Source organism: Paenibacillus sp. J22R232 (genome assembly GCF_056269165.1).
This window is the reverse complement of the sequence record NZ_JBWDNK010000001.1, coordinates 776,845-798,473: the sequence shown is the minus strand read 5'-3', so window position 1 is coordinate 798,473 and position 21,629 is coordinate 776,845. Positions and strand designations below refer to the sequence as shown.

The 21,629-nt window shown below is 45.7% G+C and carries 13 protein-coding genes; 11 read left to right on the top strand and 2 right to left on the bottom strand.

What is annotated here, in order from left to right; all coding sequences use genetic code 11:
- The first annotated feature begins 319 nt into the window (after positions 1–319).
- The 8 genes from AC0YN3_RS03790 to AC0YN3_RS03755 all read left to right on the top strand — a co-directional run bounded on the left by AC0YN3_RS03790 (position 320) and on the right by AC0YN3_RS03755 (position 16,187).
- Positions 320–1,267 (top strand): ABC transporter permease, encoded by a 948-nt coding sequence (locus tag AC0YN3_RS03790; protein ID WP_475773760.1) that lies wholly within the window; start codon positions 320–322, stop codon positions 1,265–1,267.
- Positions 1,268–1,280: 13 nt separating this feature from the next.
- The gene (locus AC0YN3_RS03785) at positions 1,281–2,150 is read left to right on the top strand and encodes a carbohydrate ABC transporter permease (protein WP_475773759.1); all 870 of its coding nucleotides are present in this window, start codon (positions 1,281–1,283) and stop codon (positions 2,148–2,150) included.
- A 66-nt stretch (positions 2,151–2,216) separates the two neighbouring features.
- Positions 2,217–3,803, top strand: coding sequence for an extracellular solute-binding protein (locus AC0YN3_RS03780; protein ID WP_475773758.1), 1,587 nt, complete (start codon positions 2,217–2,219; stop codon positions 3,801–3,803).
- A gap of 77 nt (positions 3,804–3,880) precedes the next feature.
- Positions 3,881–5,629, top strand: coding sequence for a sensor histidine kinase (locus AC0YN3_RS03775; protein WP_475773757.1), 1,749 nt, complete (start codon positions 3,881–3,883; stop codon positions 5,627–5,629).
- Entirely contained in the window at positions 5,629–7,251 is a 1,623-nt protein-coding gene (locus AC0YN3_RS03770) for an AraC family transcriptional regulator (RefSeq protein WP_475773756.1), read from the top strand. The genes AC0YN3_RS03775 and AC0YN3_RS03770 overlap by 1 nt, the downstream gene beginning before the upstream one ends.
- 100 nt (positions 7,252–7,351) lie before the next feature.
- Positions 7,352–9,577, top strand: coding sequence for an FAD-dependent oxidoreductase (locus AC0YN3_RS03765; RefSeq protein ID WP_475773755.1), 2,226 nt, complete (start codon positions 7,352–7,354; stop codon positions 9,575–9,577).
- A gap of 7 nt (positions 9,578–9,584) precedes the next feature.
- Positions 9,585–10,793, top strand: a complete 1,209-nt coding sequence (locus tag AC0YN3_RS03760) for an SGNH/GDSL hydrolase family protein (protein WP_475773754.1) — start codon at positions 9,585–9,587, stop codon at positions 10,791–10,793.
- A gap of 231 nt (positions 10,794–11,024) precedes the next feature.
- The gene (locus AC0YN3_RS03755; protein WP_475773753.1) at positions 11,025–16,187 is read left to right on the top strand and encodes a golvesin C-terminal-like domain-containing protein; all 5,163 of its coding nucleotides are present in this window, start codon (positions 11,025–11,027) and stop codon (positions 16,185–16,187) included.
- 550 nt (positions 16,188–16,737) lie between these two features.
- Here the strand turns inward: AC0YN3_RS03755 and AC0YN3_RS03750 are convergent.
- Together AC0YN3_RS03750 and AC0YN3_RS03745 are read right to left on the bottom strand one after the other, a co-directional pair.
- Positions 16,738–17,385 carry an SIMPL domain-containing protein gene (locus AC0YN3_RS03750; protein WP_475773752.1) on the bottom strand — a complete coding sequence of 216 codons (648 nt, stop codon included), beginning with the start codon at positions 17,383–17,385 and terminating at the stop codon, positions 16,738–16,740.
- A gap of 165 nt (positions 17,386–17,550) precedes the next feature.
- Complete coding sequence (locus AC0YN3_RS03745; RefSeq protein WP_441941962.1) at positions 17,551–17,937, bottom strand: hypothetical protein; 387 nt, start codon at positions 17,935–17,937, stop codon at positions 17,551–17,553.
- Between the two features lie 603 nt (positions 17,938–18,540).
- Here AC0YN3_RS03745 and AC0YN3_RS03740 point away from each other — a divergent pair.
- From AC0YN3_RS03740 to AC0YN3_RS03730, 3 genes are all read left to right on the top strand, one after another.
- Entirely contained in the window at positions 18,541–19,104 is a 564-nt protein-coding gene (locus AC0YN3_RS03740) for a sigma-70 family RNA polymerase sigma factor (RefSeq protein ID WP_475773751.1), read from the top strand.
- Positions 19,085–19,777 carry a hypothetical protein gene (locus AC0YN3_RS03735; RefSeq protein ID WP_475773750.1) on the top strand — a complete coding sequence of 231 codons (693 nt, stop codon included), beginning with the start codon at positions 19,085–19,087 and terminating at the stop codon, positions 19,775–19,777. Before AC0YN3_RS03740 ends, AC0YN3_RS03735 begins: the two co-directional genes overlap by 20 nt.
- Before the next feature lie 992 nt (positions 19,778–20,769).
- Positions 20,770–21,438: a DNA alkylation repair protein gene (locus AC0YN3_RS03730; protein ID WP_475774280.1), complete on the top strand. Its 669-nt coding sequence runs from the start codon at positions 20,770–20,772 to the stop codon at positions 21,436–21,438.
- Positions 21,439–21,629: the final 191 nt, after the last annotated feature.

Here is a 21,629-nt window from a genome sequence, read left to right as displayed (position 1 = left end):
TACATTCTAATTCCGGCGAAGCTGACTATTAAGCACGCCTCTGACCTGATACGAACGGAAGGAAAATGTAAATTTGATGTATTGCCGCCTATAAGGCGGCATTTTTTTTTATGCGATAGATATTACAACCGCGCCTTCACCTTCGTTATTAAGCAAAAGGGGCGATTATATTATTGGATGAATCTCAGAAGAAACCTTTATAATGCAAAAATCGAAAGCCACACCTACTTAAAATCTTATAAGAAATTGTTGAAATGACAGAAATTTATCAGATAGGGGGGTGCTATTATACAAATATAAATAAAAACGAGGTGATGACATGCAATCGAAATTGGCAGCGGAAGCCATTCCCATCTCCAAAAAGCGGAATTCGTGGATAAGAGCCATACAAAAGTATAAAGTGATGTACATTCTTTTATTTCCGGCATTGGTTTATTTTGCCGTATTCAAATACATTCCTTTGGCGGGAATCGTTATTGCTTTTAAAAACTACAATCTGGCTTTGGGGTTATGGGATAGTCCGTGGGTGGGATTGAAAAATTTCAAAGACTTTATTAACGGCGTTTATTTCTGGGACATCATGAGAAACACGATTGTCATATCGCTGTATAAGCTATTGTTCGGTTTCTCCGCTCCCATCGCACTTGCTTTGCTTCTTAATGAGGTTCATACCCAATGGTTTAAGAAAATCGTACAAACCATTACTTATTTGCCCCACTTTCTGTCTTGGGTCATTGTTTATGGATTGATGGTCGCATTATTAGCCCCGGGCGATGGACTTTTTAATATGATTTTGAAGGAAAACGGTGTTGATCCTATCTCCTTCCTAACGGAGCCTGCTTGGGGAAGGCTGCTCGTCATCTCGTCTGAAATTTGGAAGGACATTGGTTGGGGAGCGATACTTTACCTTGCTGCATTAGCAGGGATCGACCCAAGCTTATATGAAGCGGCTCGAATGGATGGCGCTTCTAAATGGAGACAGCTCTGGCATGTAACCTTACCCGGTATTCGAGGAGTCGTTATTCTGATGCTCATTCTTAAATTGAGCCATATTCTGGACGCTGGTTTTGACCAAATCTTCATGTTTGCCAACAGTTTTAACCAGGAGAAGATCGATATTATCGATACATGGGTATACCGTGAAGGGTTGGAGCGTCTTAAAATTGGTTTGGCAACTGCTGTGGGATTGTTTAAAGCTGTCATCGGATTTATTTTAGTATTGGCTGCGAACAAGCTCGCCAAAAAATTCGATGGGCAAATTTGGTGAGGTGGTATGAGCTATGGTTAAGCTGACGATCGGGGAAAAGGTATGGCAATCAGCCGTTTATTTTATTCTAATTATGCTATCACTGCTTTGCTTGCTTCCCTTTTTATATGTGGTCGCTGTTTCGGTAACGCCGGAATCGGAAGTGTTAAGAAGAGGGATTGTGATTATACCAGAATCCTTTACCTTTGTAGCCTACAAAGAAGTATTCATTTCTAATGGCATAGGGCAGGCGTATAAAATAACGCTGTTCCGAACGATTGTAGGCACGGCTTTGAATGTGTTTTTCACGGTAATCGCGGCGTACCCGTTATCCAAAAAATATTTGCCGGGACGCAGTCCGTTTTTAATATTCATTGTGTTTACCATGATGTTTAGCGGGGGATTAATTCCGACTTATTTGTTAATCCGCTCTTTGGGGCTGCTGAATAGCCCATGGGTATTGATTGTCCCGCATCTCATTAGTGCTTTTAATTTAGTGATCATTAAAGGTTTTTTCGAGCAATTGCCCGCTGAGATCGAGGAATCGGCGAGAGTGGACGGCGCAAGCGAAATTCAATCGCTATGGAAAATCATTTTACCGCTGTCCATGCCCGTTCTCGCCACGATTTCCCTATTTTACGCAGTAGGGCATTGGAACAGTTATTTCGATGCGATTGTGTATATCAATGATGCGAACTTAATGCCGCTTCAAGTTATCTTGCGCAACATTCTGCTTAACATCGCCAATCAAAGCGCGGAGTCGATTGCCAATACCGGAACGGTTAGCCAGTTCGCCGTGCAAATGGCTGCTGTGGTCGTGACTACGGTCCCGATATTGATCGTTTATCCGTTTATGCAAAAGCATTTTACCAAGGGTATGCTTATGGGATCGATTAAAGGCTAAAAAGCAATTCTTATCTAGGTTGTTACGGGGAAACCGTGATAATATACAAACAAAGGAGAGGTCAATATGCAAAGATCAAAGATTTCATTTGCTATTCTGGCTGCTACTGTAGGTCTGGGAACGCTATTGTCTGGATGCGGGGATCAAGAAGAGGTTAAGCCGGCAGCTTCGAGCAACTCAACAACCACGGATGACGCGTTTGCGAAAAAAATGAAAATTTCGATGTTTAATCAGGGCACGTTCAACGCTGCCGCTCCGATTCCTCCGCGTGAAGAAGACATTCAACGGCAAATGCTGGAGAAGGCGATGAACATCGACTTGGACATGATGATTCCTCAAGCCGGGCAAGCAACAACCAAACTAAATACGCTTATTGCAGGCGGGGATATCCCGGATTTGCTTTTCTTGAAGAGCCGGTCCGATCTCGCGCAATATTATGACCAAGGCGTGCTTGCGGATTTGACGCCTTATCTGGATCAGTTCCCTGAATTGCAGAAACGTTTTAGCAGCGATTCCTGGGAGGCGATGTCCTATCAAGGAAAAACGATCGGAGTTCCAGGTTATGATAACGTAAACGGTATCAGCCGAAGCTTCTTCATCCGCAACGATTGGTTGAAAAAGCTGAATATGGAGGTGCCAACGACGCCTGACGAGCTATTCGAAGTCATGAAAGCCTTTACAGAGAAAGACCCGGACGGAAACGGCAAAAACGATACGTACGGTTTCATCGGCGGCATGAATAAAGAGGGCAGTCTGTTAACCTATGGCTTCGATAGCCTGATGTGGATGTTTGGCGTCAATCCTCCCTCAGCTATTGAAGTGAAAGATAATGAACCGGTATACCTGTTTATCGATCCCAAAATGAAAGAAGCGCTTGCTTACATTAATAAAATGATGGCAGCTAATGTGGTAGACCCGGATTGGGTGACGATGAACTCGCCTGATTTGTTGGACCAAAAGCTATTTAAAGGTAAAATCGGCTTCATGATAAGGGATGCGCGCAGGCTGGAGCCGGACTATCAGCAGAAAATGAAAGAAATTAGCGGAGAGGTGCCGGAATGGATCGTGATTCCTCCAATGGTAGGTCCTTACGGCGATCAAATCGTAGAGAGAAAATCGTTCCAAGGCAATTCATGGGCCATATCCAAGAAAGCGGATAAGGACAAAATCATTCGGATCTTATCCCTGCTGAATTATCTCTTTACGGACGAAGAGGCCTACCCGAATTTCGCATACGGTATCAAAGGGATTCATTGGGATGTGGTGGACGGCAAGATCAAAAATAAAACGTCCGAATTATCGAAGGAAATGAAAGAAAAGTACCTATGGGTCGATCATTACAGAATGCCGCGCCACGGCGACGATGCCGAGTACTTCAGCTTCCAGAATCCTAAGACGGCAGAAGCTTTCGTGAACAATCAGAAATACGTGGGGCCAACGCTGCCTGGAAACTTGTTGACCGCGGATCCTAGCGATAGCTTGGCAGCTGACCGCACGCGTTTCATTAATGAAAGCTTAGTCAAATTTATGACGGGCAAAGACCCTCTCTCCAACTGGGATAATTTCCTCCAGACGTTGGATACCAAGTTTGACATGCAGACGTTTAAAGATACGGCAGTCAAGCAATTTAAAGAAGCCGGTTTAATCAAGTAAATGATGCGAAGAGAGTGGCTATTAATAGCCCCTCTCTTTATTGTCATTTTAATAAGAACGTAAAAGGAAGATAATCCATGCGAATGCGAAGAAGAATCAGCTTGCCGTTAAAACTATTTTTTATCGTGTTTGCGTTTGTACTAGGCTGCATAATCCTGATAAGCCAATTGTCCTATCGCTATGTCCAAAAGGAAATAAGAACCAACGACATCTTCTACACCAACCAAATTCTTGACAAGGTCGATCAGTATTTCACCGTTAATTTTGCCTCTTTCCAGACGATCCTGTTCTCGGTCGAAACATCGGTGAACGCCAACATCGACAATACGGAAGTAATCAAAGAGCAATTAAGAGAGCTATATGAACTCAACAGTAATTACGTCAGTAATATTTATTTGATCAAAAGCGACTTATCCATCGTAGGCGGAAGCACGCCTACCCGTATATTCGATGAACCTTTAACGGAAAGAGAGCCTTTGTTTGATGCGGCCAATAAGAACAAAAGGACAACCTTTGTCAGTGATCCTTACAAATCCAAGTATTCAGGCTGGACAGTAACGATGGTGCGCTATCTGAACGGCGCTCCGTTTCCGATGGCCATAGCCGTTGATTTGGATCTAAATGCCATTGAAGAAACCTTGTTCAAGATTAATAAACAGGAACAAATGAATTTGGCTCTGATCACCCCATCAGGTAAGATCATAGCCGGATTTTCAGAAAATAGAGGACCGTTGATTATTCAAGATCATACGTTTTCAGTCGGGGAAACGCCAGCGGAACAAATTTTGGATACGACAGAAACAAGCCTTCAACTGCATACCAACGATGGCCAGCCGGTCTCCATCCTGAAAAAACCGACGGAGAAATTCAATTGGACCATCATCTCGGTCAACGATGAATCACGCTTGAAAGCCGCTCTGGCCCGATTGGAAACCTATTATATCGAGCTTCTAGCGGCAGGTCTTCTTTTAAGCTTGTTCATTTCCTTTTTTATTGCCAAGTACATCAGGAATCCGCTTTATGCGCTCAAATCAAAAATGAAACGGGTGGAACAAGGCATCCTCACGACTACGATAACGATTAACCGAAACGATGAGTTCGGAGATCTGTCCCGAGCCTTCGACCGTATGCTGCAGCAAATTGTGGAATTGATTTGGCGAGCGGAGCTGCATAATGAGCTTGAGCGGAAGCTGGAGATTCAAGTGCTGCAGTCGCAAATCAACCCTCATTTTCTGTATAACACGCTTGGTTCGATCAGCAATGTGATACGTCTCGGACAGATAGAGAAAGTAGATGTGGTGATCGGTTCGCTCATTTCATTATTGGAATACGGGATAGATGACGCTTCAGAGAAGGTTTCACTACGCCAGGAATTACGAAATGTAGCGGACTATATCGAGATCCAGAACATTCGATATAACAGAAAATTCCACTTAATTGAAAATATCGAAGAAGGGTTGATGGATTTTCCGGTTTTTCGAATGCTGCTGCAGCCCCTTGTGGAGAACAGTGTCTTCCATGGCTATAACGGAGGAGGAATTGAAGGCCCTATCACGATTCATGCGTACAGGGAAGGCGGTATCGCCATCATAGAAGTCATCGATCAAGGCGAGGGAATTCCAGCGGATAAAATAAAGCATATTTTAATTTCAGAACCGGGTGATGTGGAAGTCAAAAGAAAAAGGATTGGTTTAAATAACATTCATGGCCGAATTAGACTTCACTACGGTGAACAATTCGGGCTCCAAATCATTAGCATACCTCAGGAAATAACACGTGTACGCGCCATATTCCCGGTAGTCTTGTCAAAAGGAGATGCACAATAATGAGAAACTATACCTGCTTCATTGTTGACGATGAAGACCTGATCATTCAAAGATTGGAATTGTTTTTTAACGAGCTCTCCCAAAGGGATAGGCGATTTGTTCTAGTGGGGAAAGCGAATAATGGGCTTAACGGGATCGAGGAGATTTTAAAGCTTAAGCCGGATATCGTAATATCCGATATCGTTATGCCGCGAATGGATGGAATCTCCATGATTGAGCAGCTAAAGCCGGAGCTCCCCCATACCCAATACATCCTTTTGACCGCCTATTCATCCTTTGAATACGCCCAGCGTGCTATTCATGCCAACGTGCTGGAGTACATTGTTAAGGTTCCGCTGAGGGAAGCGGATTTGGATCGGGCCCTAGCTAAAGCGGCTGGGATTCTCAATGAGGTTAAGAAAAAGGAAGCCGAATTTCAATCGTTAAACGTATCCGTGCTTGAAAATAAATATAGAGTCCGCAAGCAATTTTTTAACGAGCTTATCCGGGGCGAAATCCCTTCCCATCGGGCATCGGATTTTGCCAATCGCATGCAGTTCCATTTCTTTCAAGCCAACTATTGCTGCTTCATCGTGGAAATGAACACGTATGAAAGTTTTCGGAACGAATACTCAGCCGCTGATCAAAGCATCTTGAAATATGCGATTACGAATGTAATCGAAGAAACGGTGATGATTGGCGGAAGCGGCGGCGTAGCGGCGGATTTGTCCGATAATCGTTTTATTGGCTTTCTTTCCTGGGAGAATAGCCGCAGCGACATGGAAACGGAGTATGCTTGCCAATCCTTGGGAGGGCAGATCGTCTCTCATTTGCAGCAATATTTGAATCAACGGGTATCCGTCGCTTTCGGAGGTCCGCACCGAGGCTGGGAATCGATCAAACAAGCGTACACGGAAGCTAAAAATGTGAGTGAGGATTTCTATTATCATACGGAAAAAATAGTAAAAACGCCCATGCATCGGTTCCAATACCGTAATGACAAAAAAGCGGATTTTCAGCAGAAATTGGCTGATTTTCTTTTATGGGTAAAAAGGAAGGTTGCCAAGGAAGAGCTGGAGAATGCGTTCGCCGACCTGAACCAATTTGTTTCGGAGCATAAAATCCATAAGTCCTTCATGGCGCCGATGCTTCGAGACTTGTACAGAGACATTATTATGAAGTTTAAACCGGGAAACAAACTGGCAGCGGAAGTGGCGGAATTCCCAATGGAATTTATGGCCTTTCAGGAGCAGCTTGCCTATATTGGCGACTTCACATTCGAATACGTGCATGCTGGGCAAATATTGCATCGTGCAGAAATCATGAGCGCCATGCAGTTTATAGAGAAAAACCTGAAACAGCGCTTGACGCTGGAGGCGATTGCCGAGGATGTGAATTTGGCTCCGTCTTATTTTAGCAGTTTGTTCAAAAAAACGATGAACGAGGGCGTGATCAGCTACATTAACCGTAAAAAAATCCAATTATCGCTCGAGCTGCTAAATGTGCAGGATTATTCTTTATTGGAATTGTGCGAGGAAGTAGGCATCGTCAATGAGGGTTACTTTTGCAAACTATTTAAAGAATATACGGGTGAGACGCCAAAGCAATACCGGATCAAAATGACACGGTACGAATCCAAATAAAGGCTGCAAAAAATATATGATTTTTTCGCGAAATCATGTAAAAAAAAGGGGACCAAAAGACTTACCATGATAGAAGGATCTAATCATGGAGGTTATCAAAATGGAGCTTATACATGCAGATGTAACCGTCGTAGGCGGAGGAATTGCTGGGATTTGCGCTGCCATAGCTGCCGCGCGCCAAGGGCTAAAGGTATCGCTTATTAATGATCGGCCGGTGCTTGGGGGAAATGCGAGCAGCGAGGTCAGGGTTCATATCAACGGGTCGGCCTATCTCGGAAACAGTCCATCCTATTATGCACGCGAGGGAGGGTTGGTGGAAGAACTCAAGTTGAAGATCTTTCACTATAATCCGTTATACAACAAGAAGCTTATGCTTTCGCTTTCGGATACGGTATTGCTCGACATGGTTTATGCTGAACCTAACATTTCCCTATTCCTGAATACATGCGTGCATGAAACGGGCATGGAGAACGGCAGAATTAAATGGGTAGAGGGCCTTCAGCTCGCTTCCGAAAGAAAATTCCGATTTGAAAGCCGAACCTACATTGATTGCTCCGGCGACGGCATTGTCGGTTATCAAGCAGGTGCTCATTTCCGATGGGGAAGAGAGGCGAAGCATGAATACATGGAGGAGCTGGCTCCCGAAGTGGCGGACCATTACACCATGGGCGATACGATTCTGTTTCAAGCCCGTGACGTAGACTATTCCGTTCCTTACAAAAGGCCGGGCTTTGCGTATGATATTACGAAGCTGCCTTTTTTCGATAGTATCAGGAAAGGCTTAAACCATCGGTCTTTTCCAAGGAAAATCAACGGGCTTGGCGGATTGTGGTGGCTCGAATACGGCGGGCATATGGATATTATCAAAAATAATGAAGACATCGCATTGGAACTGCGGAAGTTGGTGTACGGGATTTGGGATTATATCAAAAATAGCGGCGAATTTGATGATGTGGACAATCTCATTTTGGATTATGTATGTCCGATTCCGGGGAAACGGGAGTCAAGGCGATTTATAGGGGAGCACATGCTGTCTCAGAACGATCTTACAGCAAAGCCTCATTTCGATGATGCTGTATCCGTCGGAGGCTGGTATATGGATCTGCATGCGAATAAAGGCATCTACGATGAGGGCCCGGCTACAGCGTGGAATTTCGTGCCGGGCTTGTATAATATCCCTTTCCGCAGCTTGTTTTCACGCAATATACCTAATCTGATGTTCGCAGGCCGCAATATAAGCGCTACCCATGTCGCTTTCGGATCAACAAGGGTCATGGCAACCTGCGGCTGCATGGGGCAGGCGGTAGGAACGGCTGCTGCCTTATGCTTGAAATACGAGGCAGACCCCGCGGCGATAGTCAAAGACCATATGGGTGAGCTTCAAGCGCAGCTGCTACGGGACGGGCAAACGATTGTAGGGCTTCAAGAGGAGTTGGATCCTTATTTCGCTGAAGGTTTAACGGTTCGTGCCTCTTCTCAGCGAAGCTATAATAATCTTCATCCAACCGAAGAGATTTCCTTGGAGAACGCATTATGTTTGGTCTTGCCAATTGAGACATCCGTTGCTGAAAGCGTGCGGATCAAAATTAAAAATAGGTCCGAGCACCCGGAAACGCTGCAGGTGAAGCTGTTTGGCGGGGATCGCAAGGAAAACTATATTCCCGCCAGCGAGCTGAAAGACTATCAATTGGTTATTTCAGCCGGTTACGATGACTGGTTTACGCTGGACCTGTGCTGCAAGAAGCCGGCTGACGATAAAATCTACATCGTACTGGAAGGTGCTGCGAGCCTTGCCGTATACGGCAATGAAGAGAGGTTGACAGGAGCTGTCAGCTTTCAATATCGGCCTGAAGTGCCGTCTAGGCTGAAGAAGCTGAATAAGAGCATTTGCTTCAAAGACTTGGTGCCATCCCAAAATATGTATAGCCCCGAGAATGTCGTCAACGGCTTCTCCAGGCCTTATGGTCTGCCGAACGGTTGGATTTCTGAACGTACGGAAGGACGGGAATGGTTGGAATTGCGCTTCGCAAGCCCCAAACATGTGGAGGAAATCTATCTTGTGTTCAATTCACGGCTGGATTTGGAACATTTCGACGATCCCATCGAGCTCCTTGTCCAAGACTATGATGTGACCTTGACCTATGAAGACGGAACCGAGAGTGAAATCAGCATCCGCGGAAATTATCTCACGTTGAATAAACATAAGGTGGATGCGGAACGCGTAACCCGAATCCGCATTCACTTCAGCGCAACCTATGGTTCTCCTTATTATGAAGTGTTTGCCGTAAAATGCTTTGCACCGAAAATAAAAAGCGAGGGCAGGTGAAGCCGAGATGAAGGAATTATTCCCTCGAAGAGGGCTGCCTAATGTCATTCCGAAGTTGGAAAACGGGGAAACCGTGACAATCGTCTACTTTGGCGGCAGCAATACGCGTTCTCAAGGATACAGGGTCATGACGGGAGATTGGCTTCGAGATAAATATCCCCATGCGGAAATTCGCTCCGTGAATGCAGGCATTGATGGAACGGGTTCGGACCTGGGCTGCGCCCGCTTGGAGACGGATGCGCTGCGTCATAAGCCTGATCTCGTGTTTGTTGAATTTGTTGGCAACGATGGCGGAGTCCCCGAATCCAAGGCCCGGATCGAAGGAATTGTCCGTCAGATCCGCAAGCGAAGCCCGTATATCGATATTCTGTTCGTTTACACGCTGAAAGAGCGGGATGTGGCCTTATTTCAATCCGGCGAATACCAGAAGGGTGCTCTTATGCAGGAGGAAGTGGCCGATTATTACGGCATTCCTTCCATCCATCTAGGCGTAGCGGTCAGTCAACTGGTATCCGAGGGGAAGCTCATTTTCACCGCAAGGGCTGATCAGTCCCATCCGGGAGCCATTATTTTTACGCATGATTCGGTCCATCCCACAATTCCCGAGGGTCATCAAATTTACACGGATACGATTACCCGGTCATTTGAGAAAATAAGCGAGCTTCGCTATGATCAGGAAAGCTTGGAACATCAATTGCCTCACAATCCGTTGGTTCCGGCTAATCCTTGGGAGTACGCATCCATGCTGCCGCTGGATCGTTTTGCTCATTTTTCGGAAGGCTGGTCTTACATGACCCCCGATGATTTTGCTTTAGTGCGCGAGTACAATTGGTTGTTCCCCGGCCTATGGCGAGCAGTCAATCCTGGAGAAGCTATCACGTTGCAATTCGAGGGGACCCAAATCGGGTTATTCGATATCGGGGGTCCGGATTCCGGCAGATTAAAGGTGTCGGTTGATGGAGGCATACCCTTCATTATCGATCGATTCACACCCTATAACGATCATAATCGAAATCAATATGTTTTCTTGCCGGAGCTTCCGAATGGGAAACATACGGTTCGCTTCGAAGTGGATCACGAGAAGACAGACAAAGCGGCCGTATTTGAGGCAAGCGGCAATGAACGGAGCATGGAGCATATTCGGCAGCATCCGGCTAGGTATGATCAAACGGTCATTCAGCTTGGGAAGCTGTTAGTGCTGCAGCCGCCATCATAATGGATCATTGGTTATTGTCCACTTGGAACACCTACATTTTATCTGACTGCAATCGAGCGGTCATTTAGGATGTAGGTTTTTTCTTGCTTAAAATCTTATAAAAAATTGGTGAAATGAAAGAAATTTCCTTGTGAGATGACATGCTATGATAAAAACGACGGAGCGGTATAGCCAGATGGATCTGGCTAATTGCTTCTTTACAACCATTCGAGCAAAGGGGGCATTATTATTTTGGAAGCGTTATCATTAAAAGGAGAGGCTGTGAGTGGATTGGTCAAGTGTCTGGTCAAAAGGAAGCTGTTTTTCTTTATCGTTTTCATCGTTACGATAGTAGTTCCTGTCAGCCTAGTCGGAATAAGGACCGCTTATGCGGAGACCTTGCCTTATCGGACGATTATCATCGATGACGGAAGCATTACGATCAATGATGTTGTGACACCTGATGCGGGTAACGAGAACAATGGCTATTCGGCTCCGAATTGGACCACAAGCACAGGGGTGAAGGGGTATAATCATTCCAGCTCCAAATATACGAGTACGGCAGGCAGAACGATAACCTGGAATCCAAGCTTGGAAGCAGGAACAGCGAAAATATCTTTATACAAGCTTAACTGGGAGGATAAAGCTGATAGCAATGTGAAAATCGAAATCGTTCATAATGGAACGACTGATGTATTATTTGTGGATCTGAGACCTTCCTTTGGCGATCCTGCGGGATGGGTTGATTTGGGAGAGTACTATTTTTCCGGGGTTGGTGAAGAATTCGTTAGATTGACCCGGTCTACCGGCACTTCGAGCACGATACTTACGCGTGCTGATGCGGTTAAGTTCGAAGGAAACATAAAGCAGAAACAGCCACATAAGACGATCATCATTGATGATGGAAGCCTGACGATAGATAATCTTGTCACGGTTGATGCAGGCAATGCAAGTAACGGGTTCTCCGCTCCTTATTGGACCACAAGCGCGGGAGTGAAGGGATACAATAATTCCAGTTCCAAATATACGGACGCAGTAGGCAGAAGCATCACATGGAATCCGCGCTTGGAAGCAGGGACGGCGAGAATATCGTTCTATAAGCTTGATTGGGCGGATAAAGCAGATAGTAATGTAAAGATTGAGATTGTTCACAATGGGATTACGGATGTTTTATTTATGGATCTTAGGCCTTCGTCGGGTCCATCGGTCGGATGGGTGGATTTGGGGGAGTATGAATTCAGTGGCGATGATTCCGAATTTGTCAGGCTGACCCGGACGCAGCCTACGACGGGCACGATCATTACTCGGGCCGATGCGGTCAAGTTTGAAGGGAATATCAGACAGCAAGCACCTCCGTTGCCACCGCTGCGGAGCCGCACATTAGCGAATCTTAGCTACACGGAAAAAGGCAGCATCGAAAATGAAAACTATAAGGCGACCTTCTATGAGGCAGCATGGGATGGAGGCAAATCCATCGTTCGTGACATGTTCTACAAGAATGCGGACACGGGAAACTGGATGCCAATCAATAATGTGGCGGAAAGGCTTGAGGAGCAATGGGTTTTATTGGATGGGAATGCGGGGAGCCGCACCAATTACTACGATACGATGAACAAACGCTGGATAACGTTTGACGGGATACATTTTCCCGATAGCCAAACGGCGGTATTAACTGATTCTTTGCATGAAAGTGATTATGATTTTGAAGTAAACTGGTCCATGGCAGGGGATAAACCAGATGTTTCCTTCGCCTTCACGCCTCGCCGCGATGGCAATTATGTCATTGGATATCAGTCCTTCACGACTGAGCTAATCTCCGGCGTCAATGAAGTGTTAAATGGATTCAGGTCGCATGCAAAAATGGTAGGGACGGTAGAATCAACAAGCTTGAGGGAGCTAAGTGCTCCGATGAGTCTGGTGGAGAAAAATGACGGTGCAGGGAATCCTTTGACGTATGGGGTATTTGCGCCTTCGGAAGAGCTTCCGGTTGAATTTGAACCAACGGGAGGCGTTACGAAGCAACGGCTTGGCATGAGCCTTGTCAACAACGAAGGCAGCGTACAGCCAATCCTTTATGCCCCTCAGCTGGGAACTTATTCACAAATGACCGCAGAAAGCACCTATCAATTTCATATGGGTCTAATCGCCGAGCAAAACAATCTTTATGAATCCTACGCCGAAATTCTTCGCAATGAGTACGGTTATTCGGCATACAGGGAAAACGTATCAGACCAGTCGCTTACCGACGCGATGTTCAATATGATCGATTTGCTTAAAATAGAGCCGCAAGGGGACGACTCTGTTCAGTTTGTCCCGTCGCCTAGCGGGTGGTGGAGCCGTGCCAAGGGCTTTATTGATATCGAAAACGAGGATAGCGTTCGAACTAGCTCGAATGCGGTTCTTTTGGGGGCTTACTATTTGACCGGGGATGACCAGCTTTACGATACGAGAGCCTTGCCATCCGTCCAGTATGGCGTATCGCGAAATGGAATCGGTTGGTCGCCGACGCAGAAAAAAGTGTACGGCGTGCCTTCGTTATGGAAAATGGCCACCTTGCCGTTCGATGTCTCAAGCGTAGCCGCCGTCAATCAGATGATGGGCACTTCGGCAGGAATCGGGGCGCTAGCAAAGGAAGAATACCTCGTGCGCGATCCTGACCAGAAAGATCGGGGTCCTGTCATTCAGCCCCTGATGATGTATCGCATGACGGGGGAGGCGCAGTATTTACAGGCTGCCAAGGATGCAGCCGACAGCTATATCCTGCAGTATATCGATACGCCTGAATCCGTAGATGTGAGCAAAAATGAGTTCATCTATTATTACGGCAAGCTATGGATGGAGATTTTGGAGCTTTATGAGGAAACTCAGGACCCCAAATACTTGAATTCCGCATATAAGGAAGCCAAAAGGTATGCCACCATGTTCGTTACCCGTCCAGTTCCTGAAGGTACCGTTACGATTCCGCAGCCCGAGACGTATAATTACGCAGAGTCGTTCCATTGGCCGGAAAGCGGGAAATACCAATATCCGAGGAGCAAGCTCCCAGAAGACATAGCCGGAGGCGTACAAGCGGATAATTGGCTGGTTTCACCGAGCGGATTAACGTTTGAGGCTGGAAGCACAACCGGCTATTATCGGATGAACGCTCAGGAAGCGCCGTTCATGCTGAGATTGTCGCTCTATACAGGCGATAAACTGCTGCAGGATATTGCTCATAATGCGGTTATTGGACGGTATTCCAGCTACCCGGGATATTATTACAAGGGCTTTGCCGTTAGCCAACTTGAACCGGATTTTCCTCTGGAAGGCCCAAGCGGGGCTACTTCCATTTATTATCACCATATTCCGGGGCAGCTCGGGCAAACGATGGATTATTTGATCAGCGAACAATCATTGAAATCGAACGGGAGCATAACATTTCCTTCCGTATTCGAAACGAATTTTTTATGGTTCAAATATCACCTTTATGGCAATAAACCGGGTCAGTTCTACGGTAATTCGAACGTCTGGCTCTGGATGCCCAAGGGGATTATCCAGACGAACGATCCTCAATTGAACTGGATAACGGGAGAGAGCGGGGATAAATTCTACATCGGGCTGAGCAACGCATCGTCTGATGAAGTTCAGACTTCGATTGAATTAAATGCGCAAATCATTGGGTTCAACCCGGCACAGGATTATACCGTTACCATCATCCGCGATAACGGAACACCTGAACAAGCGGTTATGAGCGGCGGAAGCATTCAAGCTACGGTATCAAGCAAGGGAATAACCGCTATCATCGTAGAGGGACTTAATATTGACGTGCCGCTGCATCAGGTAAGAACGGCCGATTCATCGGATGCAAGCTATTTCTTCGATATCCACAGTCCAATCGATGCGGTTAAAGGCATGCTGATCGTCAAGCCAGACGAAACGGTTTATGATGCTTATGTGCAGGCAAAAACAACGAAACCGGCGACAATCCATTATTCTTTGGATGGCGGGGCTACGTATACGACCATCCCGGATACGATTTATCCGATGGAATGGTCGATACGGGTTAACGATGTATCCCAAACCTTCACTTATTACGTGGAATCGGACGGGAAACAGACTCGCAAGCGGACACTCTATCTCCCTGATCAGGTAACCGCAGCTCCAATTCAACCCGATTGGCAGGACAGTGCATCTATCATTGTGGATAATACGGAGGCGGAGACAGAAGGCATCTGGATACGGGATACGACGGCTAACGACTATTACTATGATAGCTATGTGTATGCCAAATCGACGGCCGGCACAGCGACAAGCAGAATGAAATGGAGGCCTGAGCTGCCGGTTAGCGTTACTTACAGCGTGTATTACAAGCTTCCGCAAATAACCGCTGTGAGTGAAAATTGGGCAACGAATGCCTCATTTACCGTTTATTATAGCGGAGGCTCCGAGACGGTTACCGTTGATGAGAGTGCGGCGAATGGTACTTGGGTGCACCTAGGGGATTATCCTTTTGCCGCAGGCGATAGCGGGTACGTGGAACTAACCAACAAGGCCAACAAGTCAAGGGTAGTTGCCGATGCGATCATGTGGGTGGACCCGAACAGCATGCCGCAATTGGAGTCCGCGGTGATCCTATCCGATCGGAACGAGCTGCAGATGACCCAAACCGCACAACTGAGCGTAACCGGCTATTTGGATAACGGTTTAATCGGTGATCTGACACAAGCCAATGTACAGTATTTCGTTGATCGTTCGGATCTTGCCGAAGTGGACAGCAGCGGTAGGTTGACCCTCTTGAATCTCGATGGGGAAACGGATCGCATGGAGGTATGGGCCACGGTCACGATTGACGGAGTGACCTTAACAACACCGCCTTTGACCATAACGATCAGGGACCTAACGGTTATCGTCGACAGTACAAATACAACGGGGTTATACACGACAGAAGGGTCTTGGAGCCAAAGCAATTTAGCCGGATACAAAATCGGAGTTAAGTCCCGCTACTCTACCGTTCAAGGATCATCAGCAACGTGGAAAGGCCAGTTTCCAGAGGGGAAATATACGGTCTCCATCTACAAGCTCGTCCATACGACGGCAAACGATAATCATGTCAAAGTGGAAGTGAAGCATCAGTCGGGTACCGAGGTCACTTATATCGATGCAACAGTCGGCTCCTCGGGTTGGGTTAATCTAGGAACGTTCGACTTTACGGGAGACGGCAGCGAGTATGTTCGTTTGACCAGGGTTACTCCGACAACGGTAGACCCGCCAACGCTTCCTGCCGATATGATCTATACGAGGGTTGATGCAGTCAAATTCGAACGGCACTCCGTTAGTTCGGAGCTGCTTGCAAGCGAGGCGCCAGGTAAACCAACACTTTCCAATAATAGCGGTGCCGCGACAGGCTTACATGATGGCATTATGAGATTGCGATGAATATGTGGTGGGGCACAAACGCAGAACAGTATTGATTATACGAAAATGACGAGCTTATTGAAACGCTAGCTTTATCTTCACACTCACCAAGTGCCCAATCGGCAAATACACATATTTCGGGAAAAGCTCCTGGCATTTATCAATATCGCGGCGAGTTTATAAATGGAAGCGGAACAACGGTAAGCGATATATACAAATTATTGTAAAATAACCTTAAGAGCTGAGTGGATGAGGACGATCCATTCGGCTTTTTTCTCGGGATTTAGTATCAAAAGTTGCAAAATGCTTGTAATACATTGATGTAAGTTGACAGCGCATTTTTGGAATTTATAATATAACCCCAATCGTTCCAGCATAAGCTTGACGTCATCAGCCAGGCGGACTGGATTATCGACATGGGACCTGATGGCGGCAGCAGGGGGCAAGATCGTTTTTCAGGGGAAACCTTCACCAATCATTCCTCTTCGCATTAAAGCACAATTGTTTAAGGATGGGAATCGAACCTAGATAACTGAATCATGGTTACGTCATAGCTACTGCTGTTCTTCTTTCAGCCATACATATACCAAATTCGCACGGCAGCTTTGAAGGTCAATTGCCCCGGCTCGATGGGGCTTGTGGCGCTGTCCAGCGGCATAACTGTTGCCTTGAAGAACATAGGCTCCGCCCCAGGCTGCGCGACTTCCTCGACTTTGCATGGAACCGCGGACAAGGAAACGCCGAGTGACTGGGCGATTGTGGTAGCCTTCTCCTCTGCATTTCGCACAGCAGCAATCAATGCTTCTTGTCTCGCTTTAGCAGCCTCGCTAGAATCAAACTCTATCGAAGTAACCATGTTCGCCCCATTCGCAACGGCCGTATCGATTAAACGTCCGGCCTCCGTAACATTTTCTAGTGTCACCTGAAGCAGATGGGTGACTCTGTATCCGCGGAACTCTTGCTTTCCCTCTATATAATCGTATTTAGGCTCAATTAGAAATTGCGTAGTTTTGATGCGCTCACGGGCAATGCCCGAATGGTCAAGCCCTTCAATAATCGCGGCCACTTTTGTAGCATTGTCGGATTGGACCGATTCCAGATCCCCCCCTTCACTAACGGTTCCCAGCGTAATCAAGGTACGGTCAGGAACTGCTGTTACCACGCCTTCTCCCCAAACCTCTAGCGTAAAATCACATGAATGTTCTTTATGTTGAGCCATAACCCCATATTCCTCCTTTATCATTGCACCTATAATTAATCTATGTCCGTTTATCGCTTGAAATTCAATGTATCCACCGCAACATCATCAGTACGGAAAAAGGCCGTCCCCGATTGAACAGGGGACAGCCTTTGAATGAGTTTAAGCTCGATAACCAATAATATCCTATACGAAAGTAACCTTGACCTCATCCCTCCCGATGAGAGCTCCAGAACTGTTATAAGCCTCTGCTATAATAACGAAGGTTCCGGCGTGCAACAGCATGAGCTTCGTATAGCTCGATAGCGTATGATGAATATCGTATCCGCTTGACGGCACGTCGAGCTTGCCTGAATGGTAGGTTAGTGATCCGTATATTCCGTTATTCTTCTCCAGAATATGGATTTCGTACTTGTAAGCGCCGCTGGGCTTCGTAATGCCGATATAATCCGGAACCGCTCCGTAGCTATTCGGATACGGGTTAAACACGTAAACCCCGCCATAAGCGCTTGCTTGGGAAGCAATACCGAACAGCAAGGTTATAGCAAACACGAGTGAAAATATTTTCTTCATACATAATTCCTCCTCATAATGGTTGTCGTACCCATTCCGGCCGAAATGGGTATGTACCTTTGCCGAGTACTCTCTCGATGAATATATCATCATTTAACAGAAGTAACTATATCTAGAATTTATGATTGTATGTCTATTTCTACCGGAATCAAATGGCTACATCCATGCATGAGGCAAAAAGGAGGTTGCCCATCGCGGGCAATATCCTTTCTATAAGCTTTATAGCGATTCGCCGTTCAGGCAATTTTCCGGTGGACAAGGTTTTTTACTTTAACAACCGCCGCACCCTTGTACAGTATGTTGTGATTACTTGGAACGATTCGGCGAGTAGGGTGCCCGCCGTGGCCGAGAAGAGGGGAGTTCCATTTCGGTTTCCGAAGATCGGGGAAGTCGTTACCATGGTCAGAACGGCAAGTATCGGCGCGATAGATTTTATGAATTGTGACACCATAACAATTATTCTTACTAAAGGGCAACATTAAACTGTCTAATTCCATCGTATTTGGGGCTATTCAAAAGGTTGAAAAATATTCCGAATTACGTAACCGTAATTGCAGCGGATTTCCGACTCAGACCGTCTAATAAGGTGAAGGTGGTGATCACGTGAAGCCGACCGGCAATCGACATAAAAATGATTTCTCGAAAGACCCCACGCAAGCACTTGAGCAGCTCATGAACGAATTCGGCACGATTGTCATGCGGACCGCGTTTTTCTATACGGGGGATGCTCATCTTGCCGAGGATATTAGCCAGGAGGTGTTCCTACGCGCGTACCGAAAATGGAACACATTCCGCGGCGACAGTACCGTCAAGACGTGGCTGACGACGATCACAGTAAACATATGCCGCGACAAAATGAGCGTTCGTATGTTTACGGAACAGCCTACCGAGCCAGGCAAGCTGGAGCTTGGCCGAACGATCAGCGTGGAAGATGAGGCGCTTGAACGGCTAAAGAAAAGCGAAGTGCTGCAGCATGTGCTTCGCCTACCGTTACCCTATCAGGAAGCATTGTACTTGTATTACTACGCGGACCTCAACACGCGGGAGATATCAGAAGCAATTAGCACGCCGGAAGGAACAGTACGCAGCAAACTGCATCGGGCACGAGAAATGCTCGCCCGAGAGATCGGTAAGGAGGGAACCATTCATGACGGATATGGATTATGAATTGCATCAACAGTTTAGAAAGGAGTCTGATGAAATGTTATTTTCGAATATGGAGATGAGTGAGCAGCTAAAGCGGAAGATTCGTCAAGAGGCGGCTGCTGAGAAAGCAGGGCGTAAATGGAAACTTGCGAAATCATGGAAGGTGGCAGCGGTGGGATTGGCAGCAGCGGTCTCAATCATTGTGGCTATCCCGCTGTTAGGTACACCGAGCGCTCCGGCGCCTGTGGATAATACGACTGAGAATGTGCCTCCGACACAGACGAACGGAGGTATGGTCGGTTCGGATTTGACAAAATTGACGACAATAACGCTTGGTTCCATCGAAGATGCAAAGGCGTCTTTTGGAGAAGACTTGCTGCTGCCGTCCTTTGTACCGAAAGGGTACAGTTTAACAGAAATTACAGCGGTGGGGATGCCTGATCAACCAACTAGAGATATCATTTTTACGTATGCGTCGGGCGAACATACGGTGACGTTCACGGCCAGCCGCATGGCATCCATCTATCCGACTGAGCTATTTACGAAGACGAAAGTGGGCGAAGTCGACGGATTCGTATTCGAACAACCGGGCATGACTGAATTGTTCTGGACGATGGAAAATGTCCATTTTGGTATAACCGGGCCAATCCCAGGGGATGTAGCGATGAAGATGGCGTTGTCGGCATCGCTTTAAGTTAGAAAAGCTTTTACCTCGATGAAGCAGATGCCGTCAATGCTGGCAGCTGCTTTTTCGAGGTAGTCCTTACATCTTTGATGTCTAGGGACACAATTTTACCTATTAATTGAATGAGAGCTTAACAGAGGACAACAACATATATGTATTGGAAACCGCCTGAACTGCGGTTTTTTGTTGTAAGGATGTATGTTATTGTCCAAGCCTGAAGACAAGAACATATATCATAAGCCGTGATTATAAAAAACATATTTTCATAACCGATTAATCTTGAGATGAGGAACTATAATAAGCAAGCTGGCAGTGTTGCTTGGAGTAGCTCAAAGGTATAGGTTTATAACAATTCTTTACTACGGTAATATGTTAGAGAAATAAAGTGAATCGAATTAGAATTAGTATTACTCAATTGGATATGATTATTGAGGAGATAAACTACATATGCACGGACTTCTTTGAGGTTAGGGATGTGTTGAACAGTTTACGAAAAAACCAACTAAAATCTTGTCAACATTTATCTCTTAAATTTATTTGACGCTGGCAGTATTGAATTTCCTCTTCGAGAGACATGGAAAGCCTGACACATCGTTGCAATCCGAAATTCTAAACGGTGTTCATAGATGAACTTAACCTGTTTACTTCAGGTTTCGCAAAGTAGGTTGCCGTCTTTTATGGAATTTCGTTTTCTTCCTTAATATCAGCGAGTTGTTTAAGAGGTTTTTTCGTGTCCATCTATACGGAGCAAAGTCAATTAACATTAGATTATGCAGCCTTTTATGACGCAAGCCAATGGCCCAGCATGCCTTGTATAAAATCTAACGGTGCCCCGACATCCTGCAGCCGGCAAGCGTTATTAATGTTACAATATAAAAAAGTAATATTTGGAGGAACACCAGTGCAATAAGACTTATATCGAAATTAAGTTCTTGATTTATCCCATCAAGGACAAATTATGAAACAGTGCTTTAATAAAGGAGACGTATGAGATGTATGAAATGAATGAAAATAAAGATACAGTAATAAAACGTTCTTCAAAAGCAGAAAACATTCTACTTCAGATCAATAGTAAAACTAAGCTAGGCGACTTACGAAAAATCGCAAAGGACATTAATAAAGATCACGAACTAGCTTTGGAACTTTGGTCATCCGAAGCGTTTTTACCCAGACTATTAGCAATCTTAATTATGGATAAAAAACTTCTTTCACAAGAAGTGATAAATAAGCTTGAGAAGGATATGCACACTCACACTTTCGATGAGCGAAATAACTTATTGGATTGGTTAATGGCTAATCAGCTCACCAAAGACAAGAAGACAATAGCATTAATGGAGTCTTGGGAAAATAGCCCATCTTCTCTTCAAAGGCGAGCTTTCTGGTATTATCAAGCGCGATTGAGATGGACTGGACAAACACCGCCTGATAACACCGCAGACTTACTATCTACACTAGAAGCTAATATTTCGCAGGAAGAACCGGAAGTGCAATGGGCTATGAATTTCACCGCAGGTTGGATCGGCGTTTATGATGTGAAGAATCGGGCACGTTGTATTGAACTTGGTGAGAAAACGGGGCTTTACAAAGATGATATAGTAGCAAAAGGATGTACTCCCAGCTATTTACCGGAGTTTATTACGATTGAAGTTAACAAACGACAAAATAATTAGTTACCTTTGAAAAATCTATTAAGGATTTATGAGAAAAATATAGGAATTCAAATCCTTACTTATGCAAATTGTAAAAGTCTTGGACCGAAAAATAAAGAAAACAGCGCGTTATGGCAGTTAGTTAGTGAAATATGCAAGGAAGATGATCATACATTGAAAACATATGTCAAAGGACAACAACATAAATGTAT